The following is a 12,722-nucleotide window of genomic DNA, read 5'->3' on the forward strand; positions in this document are numbered from 1 at the left end:
AAATCATAAGAAAGACTACTGGACAAACCAGTAGTCTTTTTGTACAAAAAGCAGGAAATTTATGCTTTTTATCAAATATTAGGAATGTGTTTTCATTTTATTCGCATATGCTGTGAACATTTCCATTGTTACTTCTTTTCGAGAAGGAAGCTGATTCTTTAGTGCGTATCGATTCATTTCATTAGTCCATTGATTTAACTTAGTTAAATCTACATTTTTTCCTATTTTATATTCGGTTAGTAATTCATCTATAATCCGTTCACGCTGCTGATCCATTTGTTTATATACTTCGATGGCATGAACTTTTTCATTTACTTTTTTTGATATTTCCAAATGAACGCTATTCATTTTATCACCTCAACCTTTTGATTCTATTATTTTATATCAATAATTAAAAAAATGCAGTAGTAGAAAGGGGAAGAAGAATGGGAAGTCTCCCAAATATACGGTTTACAAAAAGAGAAAAAGTCTTACTCGGACTGTTGATTATTTTTTTACTTATCATCATTAGTCAATACATCTCTTATCATCAAAAACAGCCACCTACGTTTGCGGATGAACCTTTAGTTGAGTTATCCACCGAAAAAGGGGATACCCCACAAGGAGAAGTAAAGCAAACGGAAATGACAAATCCTAAGAAGATAGTAGTTGATGTGAAAGGAGCAGTAGCAAAACCAGGAATCTACCAATTAACAGAGGGGTCAAGGGTAAAAGAAGCGTTAGATCTTGCTGGAGGGACCTTAGCAAATGCAGATTTAAACCAAGTCAATTTAGCTCAAAAAATCGCAGATGAAATGGTCATTTTTGTCCCTGTTCAAGGAGAAACACTAAATGGTGTATCTTCTGGATTAGGTGTATCTTTTGAATCAAATGCTGAAACAATTTCCATCAACCAAGCAAGTGAAGAAGAGCTGATGCAATTAGATGGAATTGGTCCTGCTAAGGCAAAAGCTATTATAGAATACCGAACAAAACAAGGTAAATTTCAGACGATTGAAGATCTGATGAATGTGCCAGGAATCGGCCAAAAAACTTTTGAACAAATAAAAGAAAAAATTTCAGTGCATTAACAGAATAATGTGTTATAATATTTTACAATTACATAATAAACTCTTATCCAGAGTGGCGGAGGGACTGGCCCGAAGAAGCCCGGCAACCCCACAAGTTAATTGTGAAGGTGCTAATTCCAGCAGACGAAAGTCTGAAAGATAAGAGAATTAGGTTTTACACCTCTTTCTCTTTGAAAGAGGTTTTATTTTTTTCTAAGGAGGAATTAAAAATGACAGAATTAAGGAAAGAAGAGAAAGGACTAGCAACATTAGCAATTCATGGAGGGTATACTGCAAGTAAACACTTAGGGGCGACAAATGTTCCAATCTATCAAACGGCAGCCTACCAATTTGAGAATTCAGAGCATTCTGCTGCCCTGTTTAATATGGAACAAGAAGGTAATATTTATAGCCGAATTAGTAACCCAACAACAGATCTATTAGAACAACGTTTGGCAGCTTTAGAAGGAGGAGTAGGTGCCTTAGTTACTGCTTCTGGACAATCGGCAGCATTATTATCTATTCTTAATATTGCTGAAACTGGAGATGAAATCATTGCTTCCAAAAACTTGTATGGGGGTACCATCACCTTATTTACATATACATTACAAAGATTAGGAATTACGATTCATTTTGTAGATCAAAATGATTTAGATCAATGGCAAAAGCATGTGAATGAAAGAACAAAAGCCTTTTATATTGAGTCCATTAGTAATCCTTCTTTAGATGTTCCAGATATAGAGGAACTAGCTAATTTAGCACATCAAAATGGAGTTCCATTGATTGTGGATAATACATTTGCAACCCCTGTATTATTACGTCCATTTGATTTTGGGGCAGATCTTGTGATCCATTCCACAACCAAATATATTGGAGGGCATGGTAATACGATCGGGGGAGTTGTCGTAGATAGTGGAAAATTTCCATGGGACAATGGGAAATTTAAGCGATTAAGCGATCCAGATCCTGCCTACCATGGACTAAGCTATATAGAACATGTCGGAGAACAGGCATATATTACAAAATTGAAGGCACAATTAAATCGGGATATTGGTGCAACCATGGCACCATTTAATGCATTTCTGTTAATTCAAGGGTTAGAAACGCTTTCTCTTCGCATGGAAAGACATAGTACAAATGCGTTAGCTGTAGCAAACTTTTTATCTCAGCATCCGCAAGTTGAATGGGTGAATTATCCTGGTTTAGAGAATCATTCAACCTATACCTTAGCCAAGAAATATTTAGATCATGGGCAAGGAGGTATCCTGACCTTTGGTGTAAAAGGTGGATATGAAGCAGCAAAACGCTTCATCGATAAGGTTCAATTATTTACCCATGCTGCAAATGTAGGTGATGTTAGATCCTTAGTTATCCATCCAAGTAGTTCAACTCATCACCAGTTAACAAACGAACAAAAGATAGCTGCAGGTGTATCAGATGATTTAGTTCGAGTATCTGTTGGAATCGAAGATATTAATGACTTATTAGCTGATCTTGAACAGGCTCTAGCAGAATAATTATTGACTTATTCCTAAGAAATACAATATTGTATAGGTAAATGATAAAAAGGGGAGCTTTCCATGAGTCTTTTAACAACAAATGAACAAATCAAAGAACTGATTCAAGAAACAAAACGTATCGCAATTGTAGGATTATCCAATAAACCTGATCGTGATAGCTATAGAGTGGCTGAGTATTTATTAAATCATGGTTTTGAGATTATTCCAGTCAATCCAACCATCGATGAAGTATTAGGAGTAAAAGCTGTTGCCTCCTTAAAAGAAATTAAAGGGACAGTCGATATGGTTGATGTATTCCGTCGTGCTGATCAAGTCATGCCTGTTGTAGAAGAGGCGATTGAAATCGGAGCAAAATCAATTTGGTTCCAATTAGGTGTGGTTAATGAAAAAGCGGCCAAGGAAGCTTCTGATAAAGGTTTAAAAGTGGTTATGGATCGCTGTATAAAGATTGAACATGGAAGATTATTCTTTTAAAGGAATGAAGTTTAGGATGGGAAAAGAAAAAGAACAAAAAGATCAGCATTACCGTAAAAGCTGGGATGAATATTTTATGGATTTGGCCTTTACCGTCGCTGAAAGAGCAACTTGTCCGAGAAGACATGTAGGAGCAATCCTTGTTAAAAACAAGAAATTGCTGGGTACAGGCTACAACGGAAGCCCCTCAGGGGTCGCTGATTGCTATGAACAGGGGTGTCTAATCGAACACTATCATGAAAATGGTGTAGAAAAAGAAAGATGTATTCGAACCATTCATGCAGAAGTAAATTTAGTTTTGTTTACCAATCGCGAGGATCGAGAAGATGCTACTGTTTTTGTAACGGATTCCCCTTGCTATAACTGTGCGAAGATGTTAGCAAATAGCGGTATCAAAGAAGTTGTATATGAGCGAGTCTATGAAAAAGACCATCCTAAAGTTTCTGCCCTTTTTAATGAAGCAAAGATTCAATATCGACAATATTTAAGAAATAGTGTGCCAGCCCTTCCTCAGTAATGATGGAGGGTTTTTTTCATGATAAAAAAGGAAGGGAAACAAGGAAATAGAGAGAATTATCTATAGGAATCATGTAATGTGAGGTAGATGTTTCCTGATGCAAAGGTATCCTTTATTCTTATTATCATTATTTTGGCTTACTGGTCTTTATCTTGGCTATTATCAGATTGACCTATCCCTATTTATTTGGGTTATTGGCTTAGGTTTAGGTTTCTTATTAGTAGCCTTATCAATTGGCTCTTACTATAGAAAGTCAAAATATTGGCTAGTATGGTTAATATTTGCTGTTATAATTTTTGCATTTTTTCGAATGACTCTGTATCAAGATCAACACCAGACACAACTCTCAAATGAATTTGTACAAGAGGATCAAGAGATTGGAATCCGAGGCTATATTGCTGCAACACCAATGATTGATGGTGATTTAGTTAAATTGATGGTAAGTCCCATCTCCTATCAATGGGATCAAAAAGAAGTTCCAATCAATTCTAAAGAAAAAGTCCTTGTTTACATCTATCTTAGAACAAAATCTGAACTGCAGAAGGTTCATGAGTGGGAAAATGGCATGGGCATCATGTTGTATGGAAAGTTGGAAAAGCCACAAACTGCCAAAAACCCGGGACAGTTTGATTATCGCAACTATTTAGAAAAACGTGGGGTCTATTGGAAGGTGGAAGTAGACCAGCCATCTACGATAAAGGTGTCAGATCGATTTAGCTTGTTGGCAAGCCTAAACCGTGTGAAAGATAAATTAACGTTACAAATCGATCAGTTGTATACAGAACCTAATGCTGGTTTTTTAAAGGCCTTACTATTAGGAGAAGACCAGCAAATCTCTGAGGAACTTAAAGAGGATTTTTCTATTCTTGGGCTTAGCCATCTTTTGGCGATTTCAGGCTTACATTTATCCATGATTACCTTTGTTCTTTTCTGGCTTTTAACAAAGATTGGCTTGACACGTGAACATATCGCTATAACTGCAGGATTTGTCTTAATTGGATATATGTTTTTAACAGGAGCAAGTGCTTCTGTTGTTCGAGCCACTTTAATGGCTTTATTGATGTTTTATGGTCTTATTTATAAACGTGCTTTATTTTCCCTACAATCGTTAGCAACTGCTTTTATACTAATGACATTTTATCAACCGATGTGGATTTATGATATAGGATTTCAATTATCGTTTGTTGTCACCCTTACCTTAATCTGGGGATATTCTAGAGTGGAGAAACGGATTCCGATTAAGCAAAGGTGGTTAAGGTCTACCTTGACTGTGCTAATCATCACACAATTCGCTTCATTTCCATTGGCCTTCTATTATTTTCACCAGTATTCGCTGCTATCATGGTTAGGCAATTTTCTTTTTGTGCCGATCTTTAGCATGGTGATACCGGTTAGCTTTGCTTTGCTCTTTTTTAGTTTTTTTTCTTTCAATCTTATTGAACCGCTAGCAAGTATTCTAAACTGGACATTAAGTCAGTTATTTGAGGTTATTCACCTATTTTCTAAACTCTCTGTATTTCATTTTTATGGCTATTTTCCCTTTATAAAAGTTGTTTTACTCTATACCCTGTTTTTTTGGATACTGATCAGAAACGAAGTGAAGAATGCTTTTATTTCCTATGATCTGAAAAAGAAAATCTTTCTACTTGAGAAAATAAGTATATTATTATTGGTTGTTGCGCTTATCATTCCAGTTTTTTTGCCAAAGCAAGGTATGGTCACTTTTATTGATGTTGGTCAAGGGGACAGTATTCTGATTCAGACTCCAGGGAATGATCAAGTGCTTATTGATGCTGGAGGAACACTAACCTTTCAAAAAGAAGATTGGCAAAAAAGAAAGAATCAATTCGACACAGGTGAAGACATCATCTTACCATATTTACATTATATGGGAATTGATGTTTTGGATATGGCGGTTTTAACCCATGAAGATCAAGATCATATAGGTGGGTATCTTTCCTTAGTCGACCAACTAGAGATTCGAACATTCGTCGTAGGCAAAGAGTTTCCTAGGACTGAATTGGGCAAGGAACTTCAAAAGAAGTTAATAGAAAAGAAAATAAAAATCATTCACGTTAATCAGATCCAACATGTTAAACTAGACAATGAGTCAGTCTTTACTTTTATTCCAATCGATATCTCTGGTTCTTTAAAAGAAAATGATCACATGTTAGTGGCCTTTTTAAAACTTTACGATACATCAATAGCACTAGCCGGGGATTTAGAAGAAATAGGCGAGTACAAGATATTAGATACTTATCATGTGAAGCCTATTGATATTTTGAAAGTTGGACATCATGGAAGTAAAACCTCTACATCAGATCTTTGGTTACAATCACTAGAGCCAAAAGAAGCGGTCATATCTGTGGGAGAAAATAACTTGTATCGCCACCCTTCTAATGAGGTGGTTCAACGATTACAAGAGCAAAACATTAACATATGGAGAACAGACCAAGATGGAGCCATCATGATTTATATCAATAATGATGGATTTCGGATTGAAAAAAAGATAAAAAATGATGAAATTCAGCAACAAAATATAACGAAGATTCGTCAATTGAGAGAGGAGGGCTAAGGCATCTTGAATCATATAGAATTAGTTCAACTAGCAAAAACAGGAAATCAAGCGGCACTTATAGATTTACTCAAAAGCATAGAGCATTCCATTTACAAAACCGCTTATTATTTTATGGGAAACGAACACGATGCAAAGGATGTCGCTCAGGAAGCTCTCATTAAGGTATATACTAAATTAAGTACGTTTGAAGAAAAAGCTCAATTTCATACCTGGGTCCAACGTATTACCACCAATATTTGTATGGATAAATATCGGAAAAATAAAAAGGAAGTTTCGATTGATCTTTTTGAGATGAAATTAACGAACCATTCAAATATAGAGACAGATATTGAAAACAAGATGATGGTGGAAGAATTACTAGCTCATATGAATCAACTACCCAATAAAATTCGATCAGTGATGATATTAAGATATCTACAAAATTTTTCTTATCAGGAGATCGCTGAGACATTGGATTTGCCATTAAATACTGTGAAATCCTATCTTTTCCGTGGTAGAGACCAACTGCAAGCGTTAATAAATCAAACTCAACAAGGAGGTGTTCAACGTTGATTCGTTGTGAAGAGGCTAAAGAATGGATACAGCTACAATTAGATCACGAATTAGATGAATCAAATCAGGTATTATTACAAGAAAACCTAACATCTTGCAGTGCTTGTCGTGATTATCATGAGAAAATGAATCAGTTACATTTACAATTAAGCCAAATGCCGAAACCCACCCTTCATGGAAGCCTTGTCGATCAACTGTTTCAAGCAGATACAAATCAGGTACAAATACCTGTATTTAAGAATAAATCAAGATGGTTTAAAGGATCTTTAAAGAAACCATTGATTGGTGTTTTGGCTGCATCCATTCTTATCGGGTTATGGTTTCCGGTCTCAGGTTTATTTGTGAGCAATCAGTCGTCTTCTAGTGACAAGGGACAAATTGCAGTTTTTGATGCGCCGATAAACCAAAATGTAGGTCAAACAACATTCGTTCAATCTAATGTAAAAGAAAGTAAATCAGAGCAAGAAGGAAATCTTGGTAAAGGATTAAATAAAGAACCAAATAATAAAGAAACAAGTAATAAACCAACTGATGAATATCAAAAGAAAAAAATGATTGATCAAGAAAATAATAGATCAGTCGCTTTAAAGGATCCAATTCAGGAAGAACAACCTCAAAGGGATAGAAGCTTAACAAAAGATCCATCTGAATCACCAAAGGAAGATGACGCTTTTACTGCAGATGAAAATGGGATGCTAATATCGATAACAGGTACAGAAATTCCTCCTTTTCCTTATCAGATTAAAGAAGAAGACCGACAATTAGTGATTTATGACCAGAATCATATTGAGATCTATCGTACCCATCAATGGGAGGAAGGATTTTCTGTTCATTGGATTGTGGAGAATGAGAATCTAATTAATTATCAACTTTTTGATCAGCAAGGCCAGCTTATAGCAAAATACCAAATCAATATCATAGAGAAGAAAGAAGAAAAGATAGACCAAAAAGAAGAAACAGTTAAGAAAATAGAAGAAACAATTGAATAGAGTGTCACACATCAGCAGGAACTTGCGTATAGTGTAATACGACCATTGCTTCCCGCCCAATGGGAAGATCCTAGGCCTTTTCATTGGGCGTTTACATAAGTGTGATTGGACGATAAAACCGTGGAATTCCACGGTTTTTGTTTTATGTTACTTTAAATTATTTTTATAGAATAAAAATAAGGTATCTGCGTATTCGCGAACATAGATGAAAATATGATACAGATGAGCTCGATCAACAAACTCTTCACGGGTTTTCGGCAATGGAGAGTTAGCGTAATGATCATTTAATTGATTTAATAATTCAGACATTTCTTTAAAAGTCTCTATTGGGTTTAAGCTTGGATTTTTTTGCATTTTAGAAAGTTGTTGTAAAGCTCCTGCAATACTTTTTGAATGTATGCGTGTAGATTGAAGGTGTCCAACTTGGAAAGTTAATTCTTCTAATAGAGTAATCAACTTTTTATATAGTTTTAGCATCGTGATATATTTAGTATAGATATTGATTTCCTCCGAAAGTAAAGCATTTTCTTTGCTAATTTCAGCTTGATCCAACAAGACTTTGATTTGTTTTCTACATTCATAATACTCATCTTGTGTAGGAATAGATCTTAACTCAGGATTCTTTACGTTTGCTGCCATTCGTTCAAAAAAAGTAGAAAAACGAGTATTAAATTCTTCTATATTCTCTTTTAATAGCGCATCATACTTTTGGGGAACAATCAAGTTAACTAGAACGCTAACAACAATTCCTATTCCAATGACTGCTATCTCTTTTAAGGAAAATGAAACAAATTGTTTTCCTGTGATCGGCATCGCATCAAGAACATGATAGACTACAATTGTGGCTAAAATAATACCATCGGCCAATTGAAGTCTTACAATGAGTGAAAGTGCGAGAATTGTTCCGATACCAAAGGCTATTACCGATTTACCCAAAAACACTCCTAAAATCAGTCCAATAATCACTGAAAGTAAGCTACCTAAAAAGAGGGTAACTCCATATCGAATCGTTCGTTTAGATGTTTCTTTCATTGCAATTAAGGCAACAACACCAGAAAAAGTGGTTGTAAATCCTAATGCATGAGCCAATCCAATGGATAAAGAAACAGCAATTCCGGTTTTTATTATCCGCTTCCCAATTTTATACTTCATAAATTTACCTCCTCTTCCTTAGTAATTATACCTGAATAAATTTAGAATTTATAAAAAAACTAGAGCTAATGTTTTGCTCTTATTATAGTATAATGAAGGTTGTTAAAGGAGGGTGGAGCATGTCTAAACGGATTTACTTATTTTATGGAACAGAAAGTTTTCTTATAGAGAATAAAATTAAAAACATCATACATAATTCTATTCCCGAAGACCAAAGGGATATGAATGTGATTACTTACGATTTATTAAGCACTCCGATTGAAGAGATCATCCAAGATGCGGAGACACTACCTTTTTTGGCTGACCATAAAATTGTAATTGGGAAAAATGCGTTCTTATTTACAGGCCAAAAAGTCCCACAAAAGATCGAACATCAAATAGATCGCTTAGAACAATATCTAGAGCAACCCGTTGATTTTAGTACTTTAATTTTTTGGGTACCTGTTGACAAATTAGATGAACGGAGAAAAATAGTGAAACAATTGAAGAAGTTTGCTCAGGTGGAATCATTCTTTTCTCTTTCTGATGCTTCTTTATTAGATTGGCTGACTGAGATTGCTAAAAATGAAGGGGTAGAAATTCCACCAGAAGCTGGTCAGTTGCTTATTCATTTGGTTGGTCAAGACTTACAATTACTAAATCAAGAAATAATAAAAATGGCAACCTATGTTGGGAAAAGTGGACTTATCGATGAAAAAGTCGTTCAAGAATTAAGTGTGCGGACGATAGAACAAGACATTTTTGCATTGATTGAACAAGTTGCGAATTTACAAATTGAAGTGGCTTTTCAAATATTCTATGACTTATTAAAAAATAAAGAAGATCCAATCAAAATGGTGGCATTACTAGCTCGTCAGTTTCGGCTGATCTTGTACTCAAAAGAATTACAGCGAAAAGGCTATTCTGCACAACAAATCGCTTCTCAATTAGGTACCCATCCCTATGCAATACAAATTGCCTTAAAACAATCAGTCAAATTTAATGAACAACAATTACAAAATATCTTAATCAAATTAGCAGAAATCGATTATGAAATCAAAACGGGACTGAAGGACAAGGTATTAGCATTAGAGATGTTTTTCTTTTATTTGAAGAATCCCACTTTCTTCCAATAAAAAAAGCGACCCTTATATGTATGGGTCGTTCTTTTTATCCTCATTTATTAAGCAGTTACATTGGATGAAAGTGAATTAAATTTTTGAGCAAGACGTGATTTTTTACGAGAAGCAGCGTTTTTATGAATAAGCCCTTTAGTTACCGCTTTGTCCAATTTTTTGGTTGCATTCAAGAGAGCGGCCTTTGCAGCTTCTACATCATTATTTTGAACAGCTACTTCAAATGTTTTAATTGCAGTTCGAAGAGCTGATTTTTGAGCAATGTTTCTTGCATGTCTTGTTTCAGTTGTTTTTACACGCTTAATTGCAGATTTAATATTTGGCATTATGTTCACCTCCCTTGGTGCAACAAATAAATAAAGAATTCCAAATACAACATGAAATATTTTAACATGCTCTTATACATATTGCAAGATTTAATCGAATCTGTATAAAGAAACCAATTGGTAAAAGAATAAATATATCTATAGAAGAAGGAGAAGATTGAACATGAAGAAAGGACATGATATTGATTTAAGCCCATACCAAGTACGAACCGACCTTGCATTAGAAAGTCATTTAATGGCTGTAGAACAACAAGGCAATATAATTTCTGGGGTCGAGGTTGATGAACAACAATTAGAGGGTATACATATTACAAAACTATATATTTCAACAGATGAAGGAGCACGTACATTAAATAAAAGGAAAGGGAACTACTTAACTTTTGAAGCTCCTGGGTTAAAGAATCATGATTCAGCATTACAAGATGAAATGACAAATGTTTTTGCAAAGGAGTTTAAGCAATATCTTCAACAGCTACAAATTGCCGACAATGCCAAAGTATTAGTCATTGGGTTGGGAAATTGGAATGTAACTCCTGACGCGGTAGGACCTATGGTTGTAGAAAATTTACTGATCACCCGCCATCTTTTTGAACTGATGCCAGATCAGGTAGAAGAAGGTTTTCGGCCAGTCAGCGCATTAGCTCCAGGGGTTTTAGGGATTACTGGGATAGAAACGAGTGAAATTGTTCAAGGGGTTGTAGAAAGGAGTTGCCCAGATTTGGTAATTGCTATCGATGCACTTGCTTCACGTTCACTTGAACGAGTGAATTCTACAATACAAGTAGCAGATACTGGAATCGCACCTGGTTCGGGGATTGGCAATAAACGAAAGGCATTAGATAAAGAAACATTAGGTGTTCCTGTGATTGCCATTGGGGTACCAACCGTTGTTGACGCGGTCTCAATAACAAGCGATACCATCGATTATATTTTACAATATATGGGAAATCAGATGGATATTCGAAATCCATTTGGCAAACCCTCAAAGAATCCTAAACATCGTGAAAAATTCCTTGGGTTAATTGGAACACTTGAAGAACAAGAAAAACGTCAACTGATTCATGAAGTTTTAGCACCTTTAGGTCACAATTTGATTGTCACCCCAAAAGAAGTGGATACCTTTATAGAAGACATGGCTAACATAATTGCTAGTGGGTTAAATATGGCATTACACCATGCAGTTAATGATGGGAACATAGGATCTTATACTCATTGAACGAAAAAATGAAAGGTTGTTCTAATTCTCCTTTTCCTTGCATAGATTGGTGGTAAAGACTGTAATGAGGAGAAAGGATGAAAATATGAGACAACCTTCTATCCAAAAAATATTTATGTCCCTTTCTTTAGGAACAGCTTTATTGTTTTTGCTATTTAGTATTGTGTTATTACAATTTTCACCAAAGCAACAACAAAATTTAAATTGGTGGAATCAATACACAGTGAAATGGTCTACCAAACAAATTCTTCAAATGTTTGAAATAGAAATTCCTTTTTTCCAAATGAATGTACATGCTCTCACTGAGAATGAGGGCGAAGAAAAAGAAAGTTCATTATTAAGTTTTCTACCTTTCTTCACCCCAAGCCATCCTAATGATTTGATCAAACAGGAGATTCCAGGTTTTTCCGTAATGGATCTCCAACAACTCACAGCATCTAATATTACGGATATTGACCATGAACTAATTGAATCAACTCCTCCGGAGGAATTTTTGCAAGAGAAAAAATTGGACGACCTTGATCCAGCTCAACAAGAAGCATTAAAAACAATGGTTTCAAACAAAAAATTAGTGTTTATTTACCATACACATGATACAGAAGCTTATATCCCAGAGGTAAGAAAAAAAGAACCAGAGATCAAAAAAGAATCTGATATGTATTACAACAGTTCAGTGAATGTGACCCAAGTTGGAAAGAAATTAGGCGAGGAATTAAATAAATTAGGGATTAAATCTGTTGTTTCCACAAAAAAGTATAATCCTGAAAAGTTTAGTTTATCCTATTTAGAATCAAGAAAAACAGTAAAAGCAGCATTGCAGCAGAATGATTACGAATTTATTTTTGATATCCATCGTGATTCGCAACGCCGTGAAGATACGACAGTAAAAATCAATGGAAAAGATTATGCAAAAATTGCTTTTGTTATTGGAACAGGAAACAAAAATTATGAACAAAACAAAGCATTTGCCTTAAAACTTCGAGCTGCGATTGAAAAGCGTTATCCGGGTCTAACAAAACCAATTATCGCAAAAGAGAAGACAAAAGGTGTGAATGGGGAATATAATCAATCCCTTTCACCTAACCTATTGGTGATTGAAGTTGGGGGTATTGATAATACATTTTCGGAAACTGATAGGACAGCAAAAGCACTTGCTGAGGCGGTGGCAGATCTTTATTGGCAAGCTGAACAAGTGGATGCAAAACCACAAAGCAATTCAAATAAGGAGTGAATC

The 12,722-nt window shown here is 35.2% G+C and carries 13 protein-coding genes and 1 riboswitch; of the genes, 10 read left to right on the plus strand and 3 right to left on the minus strand.

Annotation, left to right across the window (positions count from 1 at the left end; genetic code table 11):
* Positions 1-78: 78 nt before the first annotated feature.
* Entirely contained in the window at positions 79-348 is a 270-nt protein-coding gene (locus BEN26_RS00605; RefSeq protein ID WP_068723288.1) for a DUF2533 family protein, read from the minus strand.
* Between the two features lie 77 nt (positions 349-425).
* Here BEN26_RS00605 and BEN26_RS00610 point away from each other — a divergent pair, with 77 nt between their 5' ends.
* The 7 genes from BEN26_RS00610 to BEN26_RS00640 all read left to right on the plus strand — a co-directional run bounded on the left by BEN26_RS00610 (position 426) and on the right by BEN26_RS00640 (position 7,679).
* Positions 426-1,070, plus strand: a complete 645-nt coding sequence (locus BEN26_RS00610; protein WP_069800273.1) for a helix-hairpin-helix domain-containing protein — start codon at positions 426-428, stop codon at positions 1,068-1,070.
* A 40-nt stretch (positions 1,071-1,110) separates the two neighbouring features.
* Positions 1,111-1,215, plus strand: a riboswitch (SAM riboswitch).
* Between the two features lie 64 nt (positions 1,216-1,279).
* Complete coding sequence (locus BEN26_RS00615) at positions 1,280-2,566, plus strand: O-acetylhomoserine aminocarboxypropyltransferase/cysteine synthase family protein (RefSeq protein ID WP_069800271.1); 1,287 nt, start codon at positions 1,280-1,282, stop codon at positions 2,564-2,566.
* Between the two features lie 63 nt (positions 2,567-2,629).
* Positions 2,630-3,043, plus strand: coding sequence for a CoA-binding protein (locus BEN26_RS00620; RefSeq protein ID WP_069800269.1), 414 nt, complete (start codon positions 2,630-2,632; stop codon positions 3,041-3,043).
* Positions 3,044-3,059: 16 nt separating this feature from the next.
* Positions 3,060-3,560: a deoxycytidylate deaminase gene (locus BEN26_RS00625; RefSeq protein WP_068727429.1), complete on the plus strand. Its 501-nt coding sequence runs from the start codon at positions 3,060-3,062 to the stop codon at positions 3,558-3,560.
* A 97-nt stretch (positions 3,561-3,657) separates the two neighbouring features.
* A complete protein-coding gene (locus tag BEN26_RS00630; protein ID WP_069800267.1) occupies positions 3,658-6,135 on the plus strand; it encodes a DNA internalization-related competence protein ComEC/Rec2 in 2,478 nt (825 codons plus the stop codon).
* 6 nt (positions 6,136-6,141) lie between these two features.
* Positions 6,142-6,690 carry an RNA polymerase sigma factor gene (locus tag BEN26_RS00635; protein WP_069800265.1) on the plus strand — a complete coding sequence of 183 codons (549 nt, stop codon included), beginning with the start codon at positions 6,142-6,144 and terminating at the stop codon, positions 6,688-6,690.
* The gene (locus BEN26_RS00640) at positions 6,687-7,679 is read left to right on the plus strand and encodes a zf-HC2 domain-containing protein (RefSeq protein WP_069800262.1); all 993 of its coding nucleotides are present in this window, start codon (positions 6,687-6,689) and stop codon (positions 7,677-7,679) included. The genes BEN26_RS00635 and BEN26_RS00640 overlap by 4 nt, the downstream gene beginning before the upstream one ends.
* Before the next feature lie 147 nt (positions 7,680-7,826).
* Here BEN26_RS00640 and BEN26_RS00645 read toward each other — a convergent pair whose 3' ends face one another.
* Positions 7,827-8,831, minus strand: a complete 1,005-nt coding sequence (locus BEN26_RS00645) for an aromatic acid exporter family protein (RefSeq protein WP_068723306.1) — start codon at positions 8,829-8,831, stop codon at positions 7,827-7,829.
* Positions 8,832-8,950: 119 nt separating this feature from the next.
* Between BEN26_RS00645 and holA the strand changes: the two genes are divergently transcribed.
* Complete coding sequence (gene holA, locus BEN26_RS00650) at positions 8,951-9,946, plus strand: DNA polymerase III subunit delta (RefSeq protein ID WP_181482149.1); 996 nt, start codon at positions 8,951-8,953, stop codon at positions 9,944-9,946.
* A 47-nt stretch (positions 9,947-9,993) separates the two neighbouring features.
* Here the strand turns inward: holA and rpsT are convergent, their stop codons facing one another.
* A complete protein-coding gene (gene rpsT, locus BEN26_RS00655) occupies positions 9,994-10,272 on the minus strand; it encodes a 30S ribosomal protein S20 (protein ID WP_068723310.1) in 279 nt (92 codons plus the stop codon).
* Positions 10,273-10,435: 163 nt separating this feature from the next.
* On the opposite strand from rpsT, the gene gpr reads away from it, so the two are divergent.
* The gene (gene gpr / locus BEN26_RS00660; RefSeq protein ID WP_069800258.1) at positions 10,436-11,488 is read left to right on the plus strand and encodes a GPR endopeptidase; all 1,053 of its coding nucleotides are present in this window, start codon (positions 10,436-10,438) and stop codon (positions 11,486-11,488) included.
* Positions 11,489-11,573: 85 nt separating this feature from the next.
* A complete protein-coding gene (spoIIP, locus tag BEN26_RS00665; RefSeq protein WP_181482150.1) occupies positions 11,574-12,719 on the plus strand; it encodes a stage II sporulation protein P in 1,146 nt (381 codons plus the stop codon).
* The last annotated feature ends 3 nt before the right edge of the window (positions 12,720-12,722 follow it).

Origin of the sequence: Tepidibacillus sp. HK-1 (assembly GCF_001748485.2) — a bacterium.
GTDB classification, from domain to species: domain Bacteria; phylum Bacillota; class Bacilli; order Tepidibacillales; family Tepidibacillaceae; genus Tepidibacillus_B; species Tepidibacillus_B infernus.

Coding starts and splice junctions, on each gene's coding strand:
- BEN26_RS00625 (WP_068727429.1), top strand. CDS start 3,060: ATGGGAAAAGAAAAAGAACAAAAAGATCAGCATTACCGTAAAAGCTGG.
- BEN26_RS00645 (WP_068723306.1), bottom strand. CDS start 8,831: ATGAAGTATAAAATTGGGAAGCGGATAATAAAAACCGGAATTGCTGTT.
- BEN26_RS00615 (WP_069800271.1), top strand. CDS start 1,280: ATGACAGAATTAAGGAAAGAAGAGAAAGGACTAGCAACATTAGCAATT.
- BEN26_RS00630 (WP_069800267.1), top strand. CDS start 3,658: ATGCAAAGGTATCCTTTATTCTTATTATCATTATTTTGGCTTACTGGT.
- holA (WP_181482149.1), top strand. CDS start 8,951: ATGTCTAAACGGATTTACTTATTTTATGGAACAGAAAGTTTTCTTATA.
- BEN26_RS00605 (WP_068723288.1), bottom strand. CDS start 348: ATGAATAGCGTTCATTTGGAAATATCAAAAAAAGTAAATGAAAAAGTT.
- rpsT (WP_068723310.1), bottom strand. CDS start 10,272: ATGCCAAATATTAAATCTGCAATTAAGCGTGTAAAAACAACTGAAACA.
- gpr (WP_069800258.1), top strand. CDS start 10,436: ATGAAGAAAGGACATGATATTGATTTAAGCCCATACCAAGTACGAACC.
- BEN26_RS00610 (WP_069800273.1), top strand. CDS start 426: ATGGGAAGTCTCCCAAATATACGGTTTACAAAAAGAGAAAAAGTCTTA.
- spoIIP (WP_181482150.1), top strand. CDS start 11,574: ATGAGACAACCTTCTATCCAAAAAATATTTATGTCCCTTTCTTTAGGA.
- BEN26_RS00620 (WP_069800269.1), top strand. CDS start 2,630: ATGAGTCTTTTAACAACAAATGAACAAATCAAAGAACTGATTCAAGAA.